At 63.4% G+C, this 19926-nt stretch carries 19 protein-coding genes and 1 pseudogene; 6 read left to right on the top strand and 14 right to left on the bottom strand.

Going from position 1 to position 19926, the window contains the following annotated elements; all coding sequences use genetic code 11:
- A complete protein-coding gene (gene rfbD, locus R4P70_RS16940; protein WP_243617113.1) occupies positions 1-840 on the bottom strand; it encodes a dTDP-4-dehydrorhamnose reductase in 840 nt (279 codons plus the stop codon).
- A gap of 114 nt (positions 841-954) precedes the next feature.
- On the opposite strand from rfbD, the gene R4P70_RS16945 reads away from it, so the two are divergent.
- Positions 955-2439: an LCP family protein gene (locus tag R4P70_RS16945; protein WP_243617269.1), complete on the top strand. Its 1485-nt coding sequence runs from the start codon at positions 955-957 to the stop codon at positions 2437-2439.
- 53 nt (positions 2440-2492) lie between these two features.
- Entirely contained in the window at positions 2493-3206 is a 714-nt protein-coding gene (locus R4P70_RS16950; RefSeq protein WP_019747762.1) for a TIGR03089 family protein, read from the top strand.
- Positions 3207-3209: 3 nt separating this feature from the next.
- On the opposite strand, the gene R4P70_RS16955 is transcribed toward R4P70_RS16950, so the two are convergent.
- The 7 genes from R4P70_RS16955 to R4P70_RS16985 all read right to left on the bottom strand — a co-directional run bounded on the left by R4P70_RS16955 (position 3210) and on the right by R4P70_RS16985 (position 10620).
- Positions 3210-5660, bottom strand: a complete 2451-nt coding sequence (locus R4P70_RS16955; RefSeq protein WP_031333156.1) for an ABC transporter permease — start codon at positions 5658-5660, stop codon at positions 3210-3212.
- The gene (locus R4P70_RS16960) at positions 5657-6454 is read right to left on the bottom strand and encodes an ABC transporter ATP-binding protein (RefSeq protein ID WP_021343705.1); all 798 of its coding nucleotides are present in this window, start codon (positions 6452-6454) and stop codon (positions 5657-5659) included. Before R4P70_RS16960 ends, R4P70_RS16955 begins: the two co-directional genes overlap by 4 nt.
- Positions 6455-6588: 134 nt before the next feature.
- The gene (locus R4P70_RS16965; RefSeq protein WP_019747759.1) at positions 6589-7281 is read right to left on the bottom strand and encodes a response regulator; all 693 of its coding nucleotides are present in this window, start codon (positions 7279-7281) and stop codon (positions 6589-6591) included.
- A 35-nt stretch (positions 7282-7316) separates the two neighbouring features.
- Positions 7317-8504: a sensor histidine kinase gene (locus tag R4P70_RS16970; RefSeq protein WP_019747758.1), complete on the bottom strand. Its 1188-nt coding sequence runs from the start codon at positions 8502-8504 to the stop codon at positions 7317-7319.
- A gap of 35 nt (positions 8505-8539) precedes the next feature.
- Entirely contained in the window at positions 8540-8917 is a 378-nt protein-coding gene (locus R4P70_RS16975; RefSeq protein ID WP_020907086.1) for a hypothetical protein, read from the bottom strand.
- Between the two features lie 7 nt (positions 8918-8924).
- Entirely contained in the window at positions 8925-9437 is a 513-nt protein-coding gene (gene purE / locus R4P70_RS16980) for a 5-(carboxyamino)imidazole ribonucleotide mutase (RefSeq protein ID WP_047890252.1), read from the bottom strand.
- On the bottom strand, positions 9421-10620 hold the full coding sequence (locus tag R4P70_RS16985; RefSeq protein ID WP_279393701.1) for a 5-(carboxyamino)imidazole ribonucleotide synthase: 1200 nt from the start codon (positions 10618-10620) through the stop codon (positions 9421-9423). The genes purE and R4P70_RS16985 overlap by 17 nt, the downstream gene beginning before the upstream one ends.
- 191 nt (positions 10621-10811) lie before the next feature.
- Between R4P70_RS16985 and R4P70_RS16990 the strand changes: the two genes are divergently transcribed.
- The gene (locus tag R4P70_RS16990) at positions 10812-11429 is read left to right on the top strand and encodes a GtrA family protein (protein ID WP_021332550.1); all 618 of its coding nucleotides are present in this window, start codon (positions 10812-10814) and stop codon (positions 11427-11429) included.
- A gap of 26 nt (positions 11430-11455) precedes the next feature.
- On the opposite strand, the gene R4P70_RS16995 is transcribed toward R4P70_RS16990, so the two are convergent.
- The 5 genes from R4P70_RS16995 to R4P70_RS17015 form a co-directional block, all read right to left on the bottom strand.
- Positions 11456-12778, bottom strand: coding sequence for a sensor histidine kinase (locus tag R4P70_RS16995; protein WP_019747754.1), 1323 nt, complete (start codon positions 12776-12778; stop codon positions 11456-11458).
- A 26-nt stretch (positions 12779-12804) separates the two neighbouring features.
- The gene (locus R4P70_RS17000; RefSeq protein WP_003940916.1) at positions 12805-13485 is read right to left on the bottom strand and encodes a response regulator transcription factor; all 681 of its coding nucleotides are present in this window, start codon (positions 13483-13485) and stop codon (positions 12805-12807) included.
- Positions 13486-13522: 37 nt separating this feature from the next.
- Positions 13523-14089 (bottom strand): PH domain-containing protein, encoded by a 567-nt coding sequence (locus tag R4P70_RS17005; protein ID WP_021343702.1) that lies wholly within the window; start codon positions 14087-14089, stop codon positions 13523-13525.
- 73 nt (positions 14090-14162) lie between these two features.
- On the bottom strand, positions 14163-14738 hold the full coding sequence (locus tag R4P70_RS17010; protein WP_003941007.1) for an HdeD family acid-resistance protein: 576 nt from the start codon (positions 14736-14738) through the stop codon (positions 14163-14165).
- Between the two features lie 118 nt (positions 14739-14856).
- Entirely contained in the window at positions 14857-15711 is an 855-nt protein-coding gene (locus tag R4P70_RS17015; protein ID WP_020907080.1) for a biotin--[acetyl-CoA-carboxylase] ligase, read from the bottom strand.
- 115 nt (positions 15712-15826) lie between these two features.
- Here R4P70_RS17015 and R4P70_RS17020 point away from each other — a divergent pair, with 115 nt between their 5' ends.
- Genes R4P70_RS17020 through R4P70_RS17030 form a run of 3 tightly spaced genes read left to right on the top strand, consistent with a single transcriptional unit; the run spans position 15827 to position 18462 of the window.
- Entirely contained in the window at positions 15827-17467 is a 1641-nt protein-coding gene (locus tag R4P70_RS17020) for an acyl-CoA carboxylase subunit beta (protein WP_003940853.1), read from the top strand.
- Positions 17464-17805: an acyl-CoA carboxylase subunit epsilon gene (locus R4P70_RS17025; protein WP_019747751.1), complete on the top strand. Its 342-nt coding sequence runs from the start codon at positions 17464-17466 to the stop codon at positions 17803-17805. The genes R4P70_RS17020 and R4P70_RS17025 overlap by 4 nt, the downstream gene beginning before the upstream one ends.
- Positions 17806-17820: 15 nt before the next feature.
- Complete coding sequence (locus R4P70_RS17030; RefSeq protein ID WP_007731146.1) at positions 17821-18462, top strand: Maf family protein; 642 nt, start codon at positions 17821-17823, stop codon at positions 18460-18462.
- Positions 18463-18591: 129 nt separating this feature from the next.
- Here R4P70_RS17030 and R4P70_RS17035 read toward each other — a convergent pair.
- Positions 18592-19896 (bottom strand): annotated as a pseudogene (locus R4P70_RS17035) (DUF222 domain-containing protein); the annotation flags it as partial.
- Positions 19897-19926: the final 30 nt, after the last annotated feature.

Below are 19926 nucleotides of genomic sequence, written 5' to 3' on the forward strand. Positions count from 1 at the left end.
TCACGCCAGAGCGGCGTGCAGAGCCTCTCGCCACGGACGCAGCGGCGTCATTCCCGCGGTAACCCACGCGCGCTCGGACAAAACCGAATATGCCGGGCGGGGCGCAGGGCGCACGAAGTCCGCGCTGCTGCACGGGCGCACCCGCGCCGGGTCTGCTCCGATCTCCTCGAACACCGCTCGCGCCAACTCGTACCAACTGGCTTGCCCGCCGTTGGTCAGGTGGAATGTCGACGCACCCGTGAAGTCCCGCAGCGCAAGTTCGACGATGCCGCCGGCCAGATCGACGCTGTACGTGGGTGACCCGATCTGGTCGTCCACGACGTTCACGAATTCTCGTTCGGCTTCGAGCCTGCGCATCGTGGCGACAAAATCCGTACCGACACCCGAATACACCCACGCGGTACGGACAACGGCCACGTCGGCCCCCGACTCTCGTACTGCGATCTCGCCGTCCAGCTTGGTTCGGCCGTAGACCGTCGCGGGACCGGTCGGTGCATCGACGTCGTATGGCGCGCTCGCGTCGCCCGGAAAGACGTAGTCCGTCGAAACGTGGATCAACCGCGAACCGGCCCGCGCACACGCTCGCGCGAGATTCAGCGGTCCGATCTCGTTGACCGCCCTCGCTGCCTCCTGGTCGGTCTCGGCGGCGTCGACCGCCGTGTACGCAGCGCAGTTGATCAGCACCGAATCGGGCGAGACGAAGTCGTCGACCGCGCGGCTGTCTGTGATGTCGAGCTCGCGGGAACCGACGGCCGTCACAGTGTGACCCGCCGACGTTGCGAGAGCATCGATACGTGTTCCGAGCTGCCCTCGGGCGCCGGTGAGCAGGATATTCGTCACATGGTTGAGTCTGGCACGCCGCGTCGAGGTACCCGCGGCCGAGCATCGGACCAGTAACCTGAAGGGGTGTCCCACCAGCAACCGCAGCGCCGCGCGCGTCCACGACCTGCGCCGATTCGGACCAAGACGAGCCCGGCTCGCATAGCGGTCGCGGTGCTCTCCGTGCTCGTACTGCTGGTCACCGGGTTCGCATGGCGAGGTGTGGACTCGTTGAGAAACAGCCTTGCCACTGCAAGCGGACTCGGCCTCGGTGGGGGCAAGGACGGAGCCATCGACATTCTGATGGTGGGAACCGACAGTCGCACCGACGCACACGGCAACCCGCTTTCACAAAGCGAGCTCGACTCGTTGCGCGCTGGTGAGGAAGTTGCGTCCAACACCGACACCATCATCTTGATCCGCGTCCCCAACGACGGAAGTTCGGCAACCGCGATCTCGATTCCCCGAGACGCGTACGTCAACGTCCCCGGTATCGGTATGTCGAAGATCAACGCCGCGTTCGGTGCCACCAAGGAAACCGAGCGACTGAAGTTGGTCAACAACGGGTCGTCCGACAGCGACGCAGACAAGAAGTCGACGGAAGCCGGCCGGACCGCGCTCATCGGAGCGGTAGGAAATCTGACCGGCATCACCGTCGATCACTACGCCGAAGTCGGTCTACTCGGATTCGTCCTGCTGACCAACGCAGTGGGCGGAGTCGACGTCTGCCTCAACGCGCCAGTCGACGAACCGATGTCCGGAGCCAACTTCGCAGCCGGGAAACAGACACTTGACGGCGCCGACGCGCTGAGCTTCGTGCGACAACGACACGACCTTCCTCGCGGCGACCTGGACCGGATCGTGCGCCAGCAGGTGTTCATGGCGTCCCTCGTCAGTAAGGTACTCAGCGCAAAAACCCTCAGTGACCCGGGCAAGCTCAGTCAGTTGACCTCGGCCGTTCAGCGTTCCGTCGTCATCGACGACGACTGGGACATCATCGAATTCGCCAAGCAGTTGCAGAATCTGGCCGGCGGAAAGGTGCAATTCGAGACCATTCCCGTTCTCGACATCAACGGCATGACCGATTACGGCGAGTCCATCGTCAAGGTCGATCCCAAGGCCGTCAAGAAGTACATCGCCGGATTGGTCGGCGCCGACAGCGAGGACTCGGAGGAGACCTCCGAGGCACCGACCACCGTGAATGCGTCCTCGATCACGGTCGACGTCGCTAACGCGAGCGACATCGCGGGGTTGGCCAGCGGGGCTTCCGAGGCATTGAGTGCCCTCGGGTACAAGCAGGGACAGGTCGGCAACAACACCGGCTCCGACGTCTCCGAATCGACGGTGTTCGCAAAGTCCGCGGACGACGACGCTGCACTCGCGGTGGCCGAGGCACTCGGCGGTCTGACGGTCAAGGCGGATTCGTCATTGTCCTCGGGCAAGGTTCGGGTTGTCATTGCCGAGGACTACAGCGGACCGCAGTCCGCGGACGCGGTATCCCCGTCCGAAGGCGCGACAAGCACGACTGAATCGGCGAGCACCACCGAGACCAGTCCCACCCCTGCCCCTCCCGGTCCGCCGATCGACGCAGCCTCCAACGGCCCGCGCTGTGTCAACTGAAAACTGTGTGAACTGAAAGCGGTGTGAACTGGACGGCTGCGTAAGCTGATTACGTGCCTTCGCCTGTAGACAACCTGACCGACGCCCTCCTCGGACCGATCCTGGCTGCCGACCCGGCCGGCCCTCGCGTGACCTACTACGACGACGCCACCGGCGAGCGCATCGAATTGTCTGCGAGCACTCTGGCCAACTGGGCGGCAAAGACAGCGAACATGGTTCGGGACGAGTTCGCCCTCGAGCCCGGCGGCAAAGTTGCCGTGCTGCTTCCCGCGCACTGGCAGAGCGTCGCCGTCTTGCTGGGTGTGTGGTGGGCAGGCGGTGAGGTCGTCCTCTCCCCCGACGCCGACGCCGAACTGGCTTTTGTCACTGCCGACCGTCTGGACGATGTTGCGGACGTACCGGAAGTAGCCGCACTCTCACTCGACGCGTTCGGCAAAGGTTTGAGCGATCTTCCGCTCGGCGTCGCCGACTACGCAACCTCCATTCGTGTCCACGGCGACCAGTTCCGTAGCGCCGGAGCCGGTTCGGCGCTGGAAGGCCGGTCCGTAGCGGACACGATCGACGCCGCACGGGCATCGTCGAAGAACGTCGAATTGGCGTCGACGGATCGTGTCCTCTCCAGCCGCACGTGGGACACGGCAGACGAATTGATCGACGGGCTTCTGGCCGTTCTCGCCGCGGGCGCCTCACTCGTGCAGGTAGCCCACCCGGACGCGGAAGCTACCGCGCGCCGAGTGGGCACCGAGAAGGTCACGAAGCAGTTCTGAACGCTAGCTCGCGAGAGCTGTCACCGGTGACACCAGCCCCGCCCTCCTAGCGGGGAGCAGTGACGCGATCACACCGCAGATTCCGCCGATCAACACGATGGCTACCAATTGCGCCCACGGCACTGCGCTGAGGGCGACGTCCTCGATCCCGAACACCGAGGCGGTACCGGCTACACCGAACACCATCCCGAACAGCACTCCGATCACCGATGCAACTCCTGCCACCAGCAGTGCTTCCCAGATCAACATGGCTCGAATTCCCTTCTTGGTCAGTCCGAGTGCGCGAAGCAGTCCGGATTCGCGGCGCCGTTCGAGAACCGACAGTGCCATGGTGTTTCCCACCCCGATCAGAGCGATCAACACCGCTACCGACAGCAACCCGGCAACCACCATGAGCATGGTGTCGAGGATCGAATCGAGAGCCGAGCGCATTTCGGTCATTCCTTGAACATCGCTGCCCGGAGCTTCCTGGCGTGCCAGTTCGGTGATGCGGTCGGTGGCAGCGAGCGCCTCTTCGTCGGTGTCCGTCCCCAACCTGACCCAGTAGGAATCGGTGGTCGGCGCAGTGGCCGCTGCACCCAGATCGCCTCGATCCAACAGCGCTGGTTGACCTTTCACACCCTCGACCACGCTGACGTTGACGGCACCGCGATCTCCGCGCACCGTCGCCGTCTCGCCCACCGAGAGTTTGTATTCGGTCAGGTCAGCGGGCGAGAGCACCAACTGACCGGCCGCGGGTACCGAGATCTCGGTACGCAGAACATCTTTCACCTGGGCAGCGTCGACACCGAACCCGGTCAACGAACCGCGCCCGTCGATCGTCAGTTCGGCCTTGTCCAGACCGCTCACCGCGCCGACGCCGTTGACCGCGGCGATGTCTGTGCCCAACCCTGCGGGAAGCGGTGCCGAACCGGAACTGCTCACCATGACGTCGACGGGGAATTGACTGTCCATCGCCGCGGGTGCGGCTTCCTTGACCGTCGCGATTCCCACGACGAGCGTGCTCGTCAAGGCCACACCGATCAACAGGGCCGTGGCTGTCGCCGAGGTCCGGCGTGGGTTCCGACCGGCGTTGCCTGCTGCCAGGCTTCCCACCGGACCGATCAGTCTCGCCAGCACTCCGCCGGCGGCATTGATCAGCGCGGGCACGATTCGCCCGGACAGTGCTGCGATCCCCAGGAACGAAAAGAGTCCACCGGCAGTCGCCGCCGGCACCTGCTGATTCGTCACTCCCAGGACGGTCATCGCGATGCCCGCGAGCAGTATCACGACGCCCAGAACCCGGCGCACGACCGATACCTGAACGCTCTCGGGCTTGGACTCCATCGGCTGCAGTGCCGCGAGCGGGGAGAGCCTCGTTGCCGCCCGCCCGGGCGCAGATGCAGCGAGCATCGTCATCACGATGCCAACGGCAAGACCGACCAGCACGGTCACCGGGGTGACGCTCAGTGACGAAAGAGGCACCGGCACATCTGCGGCCGTTGCTACGCGACCGATCGCCCAGGCAAGTCCGACACCGAGTCCGACGCCGATCACCGAGGCGATCACGCCGACCGCAGCGGCTTCGCTGCGAATGCTCCGGCGAACCTGTTTGGCTGTGGCGCCGACGCATCGCAGCAACGCGAGTTCCTGAGTGCGCGCGGCGAGCAGAACGGCAAACGTATTGGCGATCACCAGCGCGGCAACAACAACGGCAATGGCACCGAAGGCGAGCAACACCGTGCTGAGGATCTTGGTGCCACCCATGTATTCCGCTGCCGCGTTGTCGGTGGCTTCTTCTCCCGTCAACACGGTGGAGTCCGCGGGCAACGCGCTCGCGATCGAATCCACGAGTTGTTGCTGAGAGCGCGAACCGTCACCGGCGACACGGAACTCACGTTTGGCGCTGTCCCCGGCCCACGCGCTCACCTGCTCGGCGGTGGTGAATATCTTGATCCCGCCCAGTCGTTGCGCCGAACCGGAGAGATCGACCAGCCCGACCACCTGCGCGGTGGGCGCAGCGGCACCGACCGTCGAATCCCTTGCCGTGACAGCGATTCGGGCACCCGTCGGTATCCCGGAGTCCGCGCTCACCAACACCTGCCCCAGACCGGCCGGAAGCGAACCCTCCGACAAGTTCTCCCAACGCAATTCGGGATTGTCGGCGATCGAGAGAGCATCCCCGTAGGACGCGCCCTTTGCCTCGGAGTCGACGCGAACATACGTCGACACGTCGTCGGCGACTGCCGAGACGCCCGGCACCGCACTCAGCAGTGCTTCCGTCACGCCTGGACCGGAGGCGACGACATCCGTGGTTTCGTATTGCGTCGCAAGTGATTTACTCACACTCGCATCGACCGTCGAGCTCAATGTCAAAGTCGCGACGATGTATCCGACTGCGATCACCACGGCGAGTATCGAAGCCACATAGCGCCCGGCATGTGCCCGCGCCTGGGCAAAGGCCAGACCCCTCATCGCAGTGCACCCGAAACTGCAGGAACATCAGCCAGGTCGTCGGCACCGAGTGCTCGCATGGCACCGATCACCGAGTCGACGGTGGGACGGTCGATCTCTCCGGCAATACACCCGTCCGCGATCAACACGACTCGGTCCGCATACGACGCCGCCACCGGATCGTGTGTCACCATGACAACCGTCTGACCGGTCTCCCGAACACTGGTGCGCAAGAGGCCCAGAACCTCGGTCCCGGAACGGGAATCCAAATTTCCCGTGGGCTCGTCGGCAAAAATCACGTCGGGCTGCGGCAGTAGTGCGCGGGCGACAGCTACACGCTGCTGCTGACCACCGGACAACTCGTGCGGCAGGTGGTCGAGGCGCTTCGACAGGCCCAGTTTCCCGATCACCTCGTCCATCCACTCGGGCGAGGGTTCACTACCCGCCAGCTTCATCGGCAGCAGCATGTTCTCCCGAGCAGTGAGCACCGGTAGCAGGTTGAACGCTTGGAAGACGAATCCGATTCGCTCGCGTCGAAGTTCGGTGAGTTCCGTGTCGCCGAGTTTCGTGACTTCGGTGTCGCCCAGGAAGACCTGTCCGCCCGAAACCGTGTCGAGCCCGGCCAGACAGTGCATGAGCGTCGACTTTCCGGAGCCGGACGGGCCCATGATCGCGGTGAACCGCTCACGACCGAAGTCCACGTCGACCCCGCCGAGCGCGTGAACCGTGGTCTCACCGGTGCCGTACACCTTGGTGACACCGCGGGCAGTGATCGCCGGCACTGCGGCTGGTTCCGTCGTGGTGTGCGCATGCATTTTTTGCCCTCCGTAAAGCTTCTCGCTATGACGGAATCGACGTTATTGCAGCGCAAGTGGTCTCCGCGTCGGAGCGCGGGGCGATCTTGGAGAGCCCGGTGTCATCCCGGGGTAGGACTGAACAGGGCTGCGCGTCAGCCCTCGGTTCCCAGGAGATCTGCGCGCCGGACAAGTCCGATCTGGAAGGCAAAGACGACGGCCTGCACACGATCACGTGAATGAGTCTTCGAAAGAACCCGTCCGACATGGGTTTTCACTGTCGTTTCGGAGACGTGGAATTTTGCGGCGATCTCCGAATTCGACAGCCCGTACGCCATGGCCTCGAGCACCTCGACCTCGCGCGGTGTCAGCTCTTCGGGCAACTGCGATTCGGGCGCCGAACCTTCCAGGAGAGGTCCGACGTGCTGAAGCAGTCGCCGAGTGGCCCGAGCTTCGATCACCGCGTCCCCGCGATGCACGGTGCGGATGGCGTCGAGCAACTGTTCCGGTGGCACGTCCTTGAGCAGGAAGCCGCTGGCGCCCGCCCTGATTGCCGACATCACGTACTCGTCGTTGTCGAAGGTGGTGAGCACCACGACCTTCGGCGCATCGGGGTCGGCCAGGAGCCGACGGGTCGCCTCGATGCCGTCCATCTTCGGCATCTGGACATCCATCAGGACGACGTCGACATGTCGGGCCGCCAACTCGGTCAAGGCCTGCTGACCGTCCGAAGCCTCGACCACCACGGACAAATCCGGCTGCGAGTCGATGACCATTCGAAAACCTGCGCGGACCAGCTGCTGATCGTCGATCAGTGCCACTGCGATCGGAGCCACGTGTTCGTCCATGCCACTCACCTTAAGACCTTCAGACGTTTCAAGACCTACCCAGACGTTCGTTCATACGGCAGGACGGCCCGGACACTGTATCCGCCGCCTGATTTCGGCCCGGCGGTTACTTTGCCTCCGTGCAGTTTGGCGCGCTCGGCCATTCCGATCAGGCCCTGCCCGCCTGGTGACGATTCGACCAGCGCGGCGCTGCCGCCTCGTCCGTCGTCGGTGATGCCGAGAACGAGTTCGGTTTCAGCCCAAGTCATCTCGACGCTCGCCTGTGCTCCTGGCCCCGCATGTTTGAGAACGTTCGTCAGCGATTCCTGGACGATGCGATAGGCCGTCAACCCCGCACCCGCAGAGAGTTCGCGTGGTTCACCGGTCACACTGACGGCGATGTCGAGTCCGCTGCTGCGTAACTCGTGGAAGAGACTGTCGATATCACCGGCGCCCGGGATCACCGAGAAATCCCGGGGCGTGTCCTCACGCAGGACGGACAGAAGCGATCGCATGTCGGTCAACGCTTGGCGACCGGTGGAGGCAATGGTTTCGAGCGCCTGGATTGCAGCCTGAGGATCCTTGGCCGCGCTGTAGCGTCCGCCGTCAGCCTGAGCGATGACAACGGTCAACGAATGCGCGACGATGTCGTGCATCTCGCGCGCAATCCTCGAGCGTTCGCTGATCGTCGCGATTTCCGCTTCCTGCGCACGCTCGAGTTCGAGCAACCGTGCGCGCTCGGTCAGACCTTCCAATTGTTTGGTGCGAACTCGACGCAAATCACCGAACGCCCAGACCGCGAGCATGAAGATCATGACGGCCACGGACTGCATGACCTGCGAAGACACCGGGATTCCGTCGTAGCCGAAGTATCGAACAGTTCCGGCAATCGAGCCGAGCAACGCGAGCACCAGGCCGGTGAGCGAACTCCACCGAGCGCCATAGGCGGCCAGCGCGTACAGGGAGATGGGCACGACAACGGCCGATGCGAGCAGTGTGTTGCCGATGAAGATCACGTGTAGAACTGCGAACCCTGCGATCACCATGCCGGAGAGTTCGGGGCGCGAGCGTCGCCATGCCAACGGAACGGTCATACCCAGCGAGACGAACACCGCCAGCGGACTCGCCTCGACCGCAACGACAACGCTGAACAGTGCGGCAACCGTCGCAATGCAGATGTCCACACCGCGAGCATGTTCCGCGCTCCAGCGGACGAAGCGTTCACTAGTCGGAAAACGAGCCATGCCGCCAAGAGTAGCTTTTACTGACGAGCTTTCACTCAGGTGCGGTAACCGCCGTCTTCGAGACCGGCCTCGATTTCGAATCGGTTCCGCGGACCGCGATGACGCAACTCCTCACGCAGGTACAGCAGCCCGAATACGATTCCGTACCTGGCCCATTGGTCCGCGTGAACGGCCTCGTGGCGAAGGACGGATCGAGTCGTGTTTCGCCGGGTGAGGTACACACCACCGAGAGTCGTTCCGCCTCTGGCGAACCCGCCGCGCAGCCCGGAAGCGACAAAGATCCCGGACTCGTCGTCGAAGCGGATGTCCGCGCCGAGAATCCCGGCGTAGAACAGGGCGACGCGAGTGACGAATGCGGACTGCGCGCTGCCCCGACTCGCTCGGATCAGCGGCAGCCCACGCCGTGCACACACGAGAAGATCAGCCCAGCAGTTTCTCGCGGAGCGCCTTGTCCTTGTCGAGCACCATCGCCTCGAGGCTCTCCTGGAAAGCCACCATCCGCTGCTGCAGTGCGGGATCCGAAGCGCCGAGGATCCGAGCGGCCAACAGACCGGCGTTGCGAGCGCCGCCGATCGAGACCGTCGCCACCGGGACGCCGGCCGGCATCTGCACGATCGAGAGGAGTGAATCCATACCGTCGAGGTACTTGAGCGGCACCGGAACACCGATGACCGGCAACGGTGTAGCCGAGGCAACCATGCCCGGAAGATGCGCGGCGCCACCGGCACCGGCGATGATGACCTTGATTCCGCGGCCCGCGGCTTCCTTGGCGTAGTCGAGCATCCGCTGAGGCGTGCGATGCGCCGAGACGACACCGACCTCGAAGCGGATACCGAACTCGGCCAGAGCTTCGGCTGCAGCTTCCATGATCGGCCAATCCGAATCGCTGCCCATGATCAGGCCGACCTGCGCGCTCTCACTCACCGTGTACATCCCATCCGTCGGTCCAAACTGCATACGAAAGCCAATGTGCTGCGCGCTCGGCGCGTTCGCGAACTGCGGCAACGTAATTCGGATCGTCGATGGATCCGGCGCCGCCGACGATGTTGACGTGGCCGATCTTGCGATCCTTGCGCTCACCCTTGCCGTACAGGTGGATCTTCGCATCGGGCATCCGCGCGAAGAGGTGATGGACACGCTCGTCCATCGTCATCTCGGGCGCTTCCGGTGCACCCAGAACGTTTGCCATCACCGTGACCGGCGCGATCGGCGAGGTGTCGCCGAGCGGGTAGTCGAGAACGGCACGCAGATGCTGTTCGAACTGAGAGGTGCGTGCGCCGTCCATCGTCCAGTGACCGGAGTTGTGCGGGCGCATTGCCAGCTCGTTGACCACGAGAGTGCCGTCAGCCGTCTCGAAGAGTTCGACGGCCATCGAGCCGACGACACCCAACTCGGAAGCGATGCGCAGCGCCAATTGTTCGGCTTCCTCGGCAACGGCACTCGAAAGGGCGGGGGCAGGTGCGATCACGACGGCGCACTGGCCGTTGCGCTGAACGGTCTCTACGACCGGCCACGTAGCGCCCTGTCCGAACGGCGACCGCGCAACCATGGCAGACAGTTCCCGACGCATCGAGACCATTTCCTCGACGATCAGCGGAACACCCCTGTCCAACTGCTCGGTGACAATGGCTTCTGCTTCGTCCTGATCATCGGTGATCCAGACGCCCCGGCCGTCGTAGCCTCCGCGGGTTGCCTTGATGACAAGCGGCCAACCGTGTTCGGCACCGAAACGCACGACGTCTTCCGCCCACGTCACTTCGGCGTACGCGGGTACAGGTGCGCCCAGTTCGGCAAGTTTGCGACGCATCAGCAATTTGTCCTGAGCGAAGATCAGAGCCTGCGGCGGAGGCTGAACGTTCACGCCTTCGGCAACAAGAACCTCGAGATGTTCGGTCGGCACGTGCTCGTGGTCGAACGTCAACGCGTTGGAACCGACCGCTGCGCGGCGAAGAGCGTCGAGGTCGGTGTGGCTACCGAGCACGACATCGGGGCTGACCTGAGCTGCCGGCTCGTCCGCAGTCCCGGAGAGCACTCGGAGCGTCTGGCCCAGGGCCACCGCCGCCTGGTGAGTCATCCTGGCCAACTGTCCGCCACCGATCATGGTGACGACGGGCATGGATGCTTTTGCCGGTCGAGGGGTGGTCGGGCGGGCGGGGATCTGCGCGGGATCGTTGTTGCCGGTCACGGCTCTCTATGTTGTCATGTGCCGCGTTCGCCCGTTCATTCAGCGTTCCCAATCTGTGATTCTGCTGATGAATCCGCGGCAAATTGGTGGTAACGCGGTTTCGTTTCGTAAACTCATCTGTTGTGCCATTTGTCGACGGGGTCATTGCCCGCATACCCCAACCGTTTCGTGACATCGCTCTGCGTCACAGCGAGCTGATCAAATTCGCGATCGTCGGCGGAACTACCTTCCTGATCGACTCAGGCATCTTCTACACGCTCAAGCTGTCGATCCTCGAATCCAAGCCGATCACGGCCAAGATCATCGCCGGCGTCGTCGCGGTGATCGCGTCGTACATTCTCAACCGCGAGTGGTCGTTCAAGAACCGTGGTGGCCGTGAGCCAGCGCACGAAGCTGCGCTGTTCTTCATCATCAGCGCCATCGGCGTCGTCATCAGCTTCATACCGCTCTACATCTCCAGTTACGTCTTCAACCTGCGCGTACCCGAAGTCAGCTTGGCGACGGAGAACATCGCCGACTTCATCAGTGCGTACGTCATCGGCAACCTGCTGCAGATGGCGTTCCGATTCTGGGCCTTCCGCAAGTTCGTGTTTCCCGACGAGAATCCGGAACCGCTCGAACTGTCCGACACCACAGGATTGTCCGAAACCACAGCGTTATCCGAAACCACGGCGTTATCCGAAACCACGGCGCCTGACCCGGTCATTCCTGATGCCGAAGAGGAGCTCGGGCACTCCTGAGTTTTCCGTCTGCGCGAGCCTTTCGGTCAGCGCGGTTCGCGGTGCGGAACGACGTCCGCGGTCGGCGCAGTGTTGGCCACCGGCAGGAAGACCGCGAACAAGGCAGGCTTACGCCTCTGCAGTTCCAGTCGGCCCCCGTCGGCCTCGATCAGTGCACGTGCGAGCGCCAAACCGACGCCGGTGGACCCGGCCCCCGAAAATCCTCTGTCGAAGATGTGCGGTGCAAGATCGTTCTCCACGCCGGAGCCTTCGTCGGTGACCTCGACGCACACCATCGAGTCACGACGAGACGAACTGCGACCGGTACCGTCGATCAATCGGACAGACACCGTGCACGTGCCTTCACCGTGTTCGAACGAATTGTCGACCAGCACGGAAACAGCTTCACGCAGACGCGAACCTGTGGTCGCGGCCATCACCGCGCGATCGCCGCGTAGGCGGAGCCTGCGTCCCTCTCCGTCGAACTGAGCCTGCCAGTCGCGGGTCACCTGTTCCAGCTCGCCGACTACCGACACCAGACTCGCCGATGACCCACTGGTGCGCGACGAGCGAATCAGGTCGTCGATTCCGTCGGTGAGCCTGTCCACTTGCGCCATGGCTTCCTCGGCCTCGTTCACGACGTCAGGATCTTCGTGAACGGACAACTCGTCCAAGCGCAGCCGCACTGCAGTCAGTCGACTGCGCAGTTGATGCGAGACATCCGCGACCAGCGCGCGTTCTCGTTGCAGCCGCACCGAAATCTCCACAGTTGCCGCGTCGAGGACGTCGGACACGCGGTCGAGCTCGGGGATGTCGTGCCGACGAGGATCCGGCCGGAAGTCACCTTCGGCGAGGCGTGCCGCCCGGTCGGCCACATCCTGCAGCGGATCGGCAAGCCGACGCGCAGTGACCACAGCGACCACGGTGCCTGCCGTGATGGACAGAAGCACGAGCACACCGACGGCCATCACCGCTTGCTTCTGCTGGGTGCGCAGGTTCTCCGACGGCACCTCGAGACGCAACGAGCCGGACGTTCCCATCGCGAGCGATTCGACGAGTGCGTTCTTGACCGTCGCCTCACCGACGTCGACGCGTGCAGCGCCGTCGACGACGGTCGGATACACGACGACGAGGCGCCCGTCGTTCGGGGTGAGAACCTTGAGCGAATCGGTGTTCAACGCACCTTCGACGAGCCCGTTCGTCCCCTCTTGCGCGATGACCTCAGCGGCCATCCGGTCGAGGCGCACCCGGAGATCACTTCGCGTCACGTCCTCCACCCAGAGCCACGCCGTGTAGATCAGCGGAACCCCCAGCAGCAACGCCGTCATGATCACGACAGCGAGAATCGACTGCAATATGCGACGCCGCATGCCGGCAGTTCCTGATTCTCGAGAAGTTAGTCGGTGTTGATTCGGAAACCGACACCGCGGACGGTGGCAATTCTGCGTTCCACGGCAGGGCCCTCGTCACCGATCTTGCGGCGCAGCCACGACATGTGCATGTCGAGCGTCTTCGATCCACGAAGCTCGACGTCGCCCCACACCTCACGAAGGATCGTATCGCGCGATACTACTTCCCCGGCATGTTCGAGGAGGACCCGCAGAAGTTCGTATTCCTTGTTGGCCAAGGCGATTTCGGAGCCGTTGACGAGTACGCGTCGTGCCGCGGGCTCGAGCCTGATGCCACCGACCTCGACGATCGTGTCCTCGCGGCCACCGTGGCGACGCAGGAGTGCTCGCACACGTGCCATCAACTCGGCGAGACGAAACGGCTTGCTGACGTAGTCGTCGGCGCCGGCGTCCAACCCGACCACGAAGTCGACTTCGTCGGTCCTGGCGGTCAACATCAGCACGGCGAGCGAGGTGCGATGCGCACGAATCTGTCGACAGACCTCGAGGCCGTCCATGCCCGGAAGGCCGAGATCGAGAATCAACAGATCGAAATCACCTTCGAGCGCCTGCTGCAACGCAGCGGGTCCGGTCGGTTCGACCGTCACCGAATACCCTTCACGCCCCAGTGCGCGGGAGAGGGGTGCGGCAATGGCCTCGTCGTCTTCGGCTAGCAATACGGCAGTCACACGAACAGACTACGGACAACACGCCTTTGCACGTTGATTACCAGCCATTTCGATCGTTCGGGTCGTCGTTTTCACCCGCCGGCCGTTGCGGTGGCTGCGATGGTGGCTGCTGCATGGAATCGAAAACCTGGTGATACAGCAGGGCGTGAACGTGCTCGACGTCAGGAATGTCGTCGAACTCGAGCGGATCGTCACTGGCAGAGGCGATGACCAGAGTTCCGGTCTTGAGCATTCGATCGATCAAGCCGTGGCGGAACTGAACATTGCTGATCCGCCCCATGGGGATGTCGATACCGGTATGCGTGAGCACTCCGTGGCGGATGAGCACTCGCCGATCGGTGACGATGAAGTGCGTGAACTTCCAGACCGTGAACGGTGCAACCGATCGCCAGGCCACGACACCGAGCCAGATGATTCCGATGGCAATGGACGACACGGTGCGAGCCGTGCCGTCCAATCTCGTCTGTGCGAGGCCCAACAAGAACCCGGCGACGGCCGTCGCAAGCACGAACGTCAGCGCCGGAAGCACCAACATCTTCCAATGAGGATGGCGATGCAGTATCAGTTCCTCGTCCTGAGCGAGGGCGTCTTCGGGATATCCCATGACGGGAAGTCTGCCATCCCGCACCGACTTTCAGGCACACCGACTTTCAGGCACACCGATCTTCAGGGCACGTTCAGGGCTGCGCGATCTTTCGCAGCACCAGCGGGGTCACGACGATGATGATGCCGTACAGCACCATCCACACGCCGACCACGATGCGGAAGACGTCGAGCGAAAGTTCGGGCTGCAGAAGGACGATTGCACCCGCGACGATGCTGATGACTCCGAGCACGATCGACAGACCGCGATCGACGGTGTGCCCGGACGCCGCGTCGACCAGATCGAGAACGCCACGGAATACCCACCAGGCACCGATCACCAATGCGATCAGAACCACCGTCTGCAAAGGGCTACGGAGAACCAGGAATCCGAGGAGCACTGCCAACGCGCCGGAGATCGCGACAAGCGTCCGAGTTCCACCCGAAGCCGTCACGTCCGCAAACGAACGGATGATCTGGACGATTCCGAATCCGAACAACTGAATCGCAATGACCACCGCGACCACGAAAAGGGTGGCATCCGGCCATGCGAGTACGGCGATACCCAGGCCCAATGTGAGGACACCGAGCAGCACCGTCACACCGGTGAGTACGCGGCGAGCGCTCTCGGCCGTCTCGGCTTCGGTCGGAACAACGATCGGTGTGGTCATGACGCCCCTAGGCAGCTCAGTAAATCCCGCAGTTAAATGAAATGAAGGACGGACGGTTGGTTCGAAAACCGGCCAGGGCCAAAAATTAGCACTTTGGTGCCAGAAAATCCGGCAAGGCTCACGATTCGGCTACCGGGGCGGCCCGAAGGTGCGTGATATCACCCGCAGCGACCGCAAAGGTCTCCCCATCTGTTCCCTCGATTTCGATGACAACGCGGCCGGAAGTGTCGATGTCGGTCGCGATACCGAACACCTCCTTGTCGCCCGGCAAGACCGCGCGGACTCGTTTGCCCAGCGTCCCGCAACGCTGCCGGTATTCGGCAGCCAACACAGATGTATCCCATTTCGATGATTCCCAAGCACGGAATTGCGTCGCCAACTCACGGGCAATTGCTCGAACGAGGGTGTCGCGGTCGACAGTCGATGCTTCTTCGATGAGGAGTGATGTAGCGGTCGGGACGGGCAGCTCCTCGACACCCAGGCTCACGTTCAACCCGATGCCCACCACCACCGCGGGATCGGGCGCTGTCCTTGCCACCTCGGCCAGAATTCCGGCGACCTTCTTGTCACCGATGAGAACGTCGTTCGGCCACTTGAGTTCTGCGGGCACTTCGGCCACGTTCCGCAGCGCGTCGACGACCGCGATTCCCGACAGTAGCGGGAGCCAACCCATGTCCGTGAGATTCATTCCGGGCATCGACAGCAGAACCGACATCGAGATCTGCGCTTGCGGCGGACTCACCCAAGTGCGCGAATGACGGCCGCGGGCACTCGCCTGATACTCGGCGATCAGAACGTGACGGTCGGCATCCGGATCTGCCGCTCGCGCAAGGAGATCCGCGTTCGTCGAACCGGTCTCCTCGACAACGTCGAGGCGGTTCCAGAAAACGCGCGCGTCGTCGTTGTCACTGCGCACGAGTGCGCGTCGTAGGGCATTGCCGTCGAGGGGCGGTCGGTTCAAGTCGGTCCACATAGCCCCAGCCTATGACGACAGCGAGAATGTACTGGTCAGTAGCTTGAGCCTGCAAGACAGCGACAATCGGACCTGCCTTCGAAGCCCCCCACGCACTCTCGTTAAGCTCACGTCCATGACCACTGTCCAAGAGCCGAACGCGCCGGAGGCGGCGGCCGCACCCGATATCCACACGACCGCGGGAAAGCTCGCGGACCTGCGGAATCGCCAAGCCCAGGCGCAGGCACCGAGCGGCGAAGCCGCCATCGACAAGGTGCACGCCAAAGGCAAGCTGACCGCCCGCGAGCGCATCACCGCCCTCCTCGACGAGGGCTCCTTCGTCGAACTCGACGCACTGGCACGGCACCGAAGTGTGAACTTCGGTCTCGCTGACAACCGCCCGGTCGGCGACGGCGTCGTCACCGGTTACGGCACCATCGACGGCCGCGACGTCTGTGTCTTCTCACAGGACGCCACCGTTTTCGGCGGATCGCTCGGCGAAATCTACGGTGAGAAGATCGTCAAGGTCATGGACCTCGCGATCCGCACCGGTCGCCCCCTCGTCGGCATCAACGAAGGTGCAGGCGCGCGCATTCAGGAAGGCGTCGTCTCGCTCGGCCTCTACGGCGAGATCTTCCACCGCAACGTCCAAGCCTCGGGTGTCATCCCCCAGATCTCACTGATCATGGGACCCGCCGCCGGCGGCCACGTCTACTCCCCCGCACTGACCGACTTCGTCGTGATGGTCGACGAGACTTCCCAGATGTTCGTCACCGGCCCCGACGTCATCAAGACAGTCACCGGTGAAGACGTCACGATGGAAGACCTCGGTGGTGCTCGCACCCACATGGTCAAGTCCGGAGTCGCCCACTACGTCGCTTCCGGCGAGCAGGATGCCCTCGACTACGTCAAGGACCTGCTCAGCTACCTGCCGTCCAACAACCAGGCAGCAGCTCCCCGCGGCGAGATCACCGACCCGATCGTCGGTTCGATCGAAGACAGCCTGACCGCTGAGGACATCGAACTCGACACCCTCATCCCGGATTCGGCCAACCAGCCGTACGACATGCACGAGGTCATCCGTCGCATCCTCGACGACGACGAGTTCCTCGAGGTCCAGGCCGAGCGCGCGATGAACATCATCGTCGGTTTCGGTCGCGTCGACGGCCGCTCGGTCGGCATCGTCGCCAACCAGCCCACCCAGTTCGCGGGCTGCCTCGACATCGACGCCTCGGAGAAGGCCGCACGCTTCGTGCGTACCTGCGACGCGTTCAACGTCCCGATCATCACCCTCGTCGACGTTCCCGGTTTCCTCCCCGGAACCGAGCAGGAATACAACGGCATCATCCGTCGCGGCGCGAAGCTCCTCTACGCGTACGGCGAAGCAACGGTCGGCAAGATCACGGTCATCACCCGCAAGGCTTACGGCGGAGCGTACGACGTCATGGGCTCCAAGCACATGGGCGCCGACGTGAACCTGGCATGGCCGACCGCTCAGATCGCCGTCATGGGTGCATCCGGAGCTGTCGGATTCGTCTACCGCAAGCAGCTTCTCGAAGCCGCGAAGAACGGTGAAGACGTCGATGCATTGCGCCTCAAGCTGCAGAACGAGTACGAGGACACCCTCGTCAACCCGTACGTCGCCGCTGAGCGCGGATACGTCGACGCTGTCATTCCTCCGTCGCACACCCGCGGACAAATCGTTTCCGCATTGCGACTGCTCGAGCGCAAGGCCGTTTCCCTTCCGCCCAAGAAGCATGGGAACATTCCCCTATGACCGCAACCACCGAGGACATTCTCAGCGAAGATGTCGCACTGGCGGAGACTGCACCGACCAACGGTGCGGTCGTCGAGGGAAGCGCGACGGACGCTTCGCTCACGGAGCTGACCGAGACGTCGACCTCCGACGCGTCGGTCATCAAGATCGTCAAGGGTTCGCCCACCGACGTCGAGATCGCGGCACTGGTAAGCGTGCTTGCCGCGGCTGCCGGCAGCGGTCAGGCTCCCGAGTCTAATGTTCCCGCGGAGACCTGGGGCGATCCGACTCAGTTCCACCGCACGCGTGCGCCGTTCTCGCCGTACGCGTACCTGAACCCCGCGATCCGTCGCAGCTGACGATCACTTGCTGACGTGACTCAACTGGTTCTAGCTTCAGCGTCCCCGGCTCGCCTCGCAGTTCTGCGGGCGGCCGGGGTTTCGCCGCTTGTGCGTGTCTCCGGCGTCGACGAGGACAAGATTGCCGACAACCTCGGCCCCGACGCCGCTCCCGAAAAAGTCGTGACGGTGCTGGCGGAGGCCAAGGCCGCCGAGATCGTTCCCGGTCTTGCCGCCGACAATCTCACCGACGTAGTCGTTGTCGGGTGCGATTCGATGCTCCTGATCGACGGGCAACTTCAAGGCAAGCCGGGCAGCGTAGACATCGCCCGAAAGCGATGGGCCGCAATGGCCGGACGCAGCGCCACTCTCTTGACCGGGCACTGTGTCCTGCGCGTCGCCGACGGCCGCATCGTTCGCATGGCCTCGGATCACAGCGCAACAGTGGTTCATTTCGCGCAACCGTCCACCGAAGATCTCGAGGCGTACCTGGCAACGGGCGAACCGCTCCAAGTCGCCGGAGCATTCACGCTCGACAGTCTCGGCGGCTGGTTCGTGGAGAGAATCGAGGGTGATCCATCGAGCGTCATCGGTATCGGATTACCTTTGGTACGAACACTTCTCGAGCGTGTCGGGGTTTCCGTCTCGGATCTCTGGCGCACGCAGAGCATCTTCTGACACGATTTCTCCACGCACGTTTTCTCCAAGCAAGTTTTTTTCAAGCACCACTGACCAGCCTCGCATCGGGTTCATGCCGATGCGAAGCTGGTCGTTTTTGTTGTCGCCGAAGAGGTTTGACCCCTCAGGTTTGAATGTGGTGTTCGCCGGTCGCGGGTGCTGCCGCGGATCGATCGAGGGCGGCGGGATGAACCACGGTTTGTTGTCGACTCCGATCCGGATCACCCATTTCCCGACGAACCCGGCTTTTCGGTGCATCAACCGGTGATGCGAACGGCACAGCAGGACAAGGTTGTTCATCACCGTCGGCCCGCCGTTGGCCCAGTGCCGGATGTGGTGCGCGTCGGTCCAGGCCGGTACACACGCACACCCCGGGAAGGCGCAGCCCTTGTCTCTCGCGATCAACGCCACGCGCTGCTCCGCAGAGACCAACCGTTTCCCGGGTTTCGCATCGAGCGGAGCCCCGTGACCGTCGAGCAGAACGGTCGAGAGGAAGCAGTCACATCCGAGGAGTCTGGTCTGCGAGACGGACAGTGGTCCGAGCCAGGGCATGTGCCCGACATCGAGATCGGCCGGCTCCAGTGAGCCGTCATCACCCGAATCCGAAGACTGTGCGGCACAACCCCGATGCTCAGCCAAATCACGGGCGTTGATGTGCACGTTCACATGCGGCCGCTGACCACCATCCGTACCGGTCTTGGCGCAGTCCAAATACCGGCGGATCAGTTCGGTGAACCCGTCCGCCGTGCGTTTCGCTGCGGACCGGGCGTCCGGGGTTCCATCGGGTGCCGGGGTGGGCATCGTCAGATTCGACAACGCCGACAACAACATTTCCCCGGTGAGGGCATCGAAATCGCCGCGCACCACCACCCGACCATTCAACGTCGACGCGATCCGCAACTCGTTCCGGTCGACATCTTCGGCAGGCGGAATCTCATCGGATTCGAACACTCGCTCCAAGGTCGCGATAACACTCCGCACTTTCGTGGTCGTCGCCTCCACCCCGGACGCGGCAGCCAACAACAAATCGATACAGCGAGGGAGCGCCTCCTCCGGCATCCCCTTCGGCGGTGACTCGCAGAACGCCACGATCAACACGGCATGATCGAAGGAGCAGTCCCCGCCATCGAACCGGGCCGCCACCGCGGGAAACGGCCGTAGCGCTGCACCGAGGGCGGCGATCTTCTTCCCGTCCCGGATTTGCAGCATCGTGTTCGCCGCCAACCAGCAACCCACCCCGCGGCTCGCGATCACCTGATCATCCGGCCGCAACGACAACTCGTCCACCACCGCCACCCGCACAGCCTCGAGACGAAGAATCTCCACACTCGCCGACACCGCAGCAGCACTCAACTCAGAAGCCGTCAACCGCCACAGTCGTCCGCGCAACCCCACTGCAGAACCGGACACCACATCCGACAACAGCACGCTCATTGAATCCCCCGATCCCCTACTCAGGAGAAT

The organism is Rhodococcus sp. IEGM 1241, assembly GCF_033142365.1.
GTDB classification, from domain to species: domain Bacteria; phylum Actinomycetota; class Actinomycetes; order Mycobacteriales; family Mycobacteriaceae; genus Rhodococcus_F; species Rhodococcus_F erythropolis.

Coding starts and splice junctions, on each gene's coding strand:
- R4P70_RS16955 (WP_031333156.1), bottom strand. CDS start 5,660: ATGAGGGGTCTGGCCTTTGCCCAGGCGCGGGCACATGCCGGGCGCTAT.
- R4P70_RS16960 (WP_021343705.1), bottom strand. CDS start 6,454: ATGCATGCGCACACCACGACGGAACCAGCCGCAGTGCCGGCGATCACT.
- R4P70_RS16965 (WP_019747759.1), bottom strand. CDS start 7,281: ATGGACGAACACGTGGCTCCGATCGCAGTGGCACTGATCGACGATCAG.
- R4P70_RS16970 (WP_019747758.1), bottom strand. CDS start 8,504: ATGGCTCGTTTTCCGACTAGTGAACGCTTCGTCCGCTGGAGCGCGGAA.
- purE (WP_047890252.1), bottom strand. CDS start 9,437: ATGTACACGGTGAGTGAGAGCGCGCAGGTCGGCCTGATCATGGGCAGC.
- R4P70_RS16985 (WP_279393701.1), bottom strand. CDS start 10,620: ATGCCCGTCGTCACCATGATCGGTGGCGGACAGTTGGCCAGGATGACT.
- R4P70_RS16995 (WP_019747754.1), bottom strand. CDS start 12,778: ATGCGGCGTCGCATATTGCAGTCGATTCTCGCTGTCGTGATCATGACG.
- R4P70_RS17005 (WP_021343702.1), bottom strand. CDS start 14,089: ATGGGATATCCCGAAGACGCCCTCGCTCAGGACGAGGAACTGATACTG.
- R4P70_RS17010 (WP_003941007.1), bottom strand. CDS start 14,738: ATGACCACACCGATCGTTGTTCCGACCGAAGCCGAGACGGCCGAGAGC.
- R4P70_RS17015 (WP_020907080.1), bottom strand. CDS start 15,711: ATGTGGACCGACTTGAACCGACCGCCCCTCGACGGCAATGCCCTACGA.
- R4P70_RS17020 (WP_003940853.1), top strand. CDS start 15,827: ATGACCACTGTCCAAGAGCCGAACGCGCCGGAGGCGGCGGCCGCACCC.
- R4P70_RS17025 (WP_019747751.1), top strand. CDS start 17,464: ATGACCGCAACCACCGAGGACATTCTCAGCGAAGATGTCGCACTGGCG.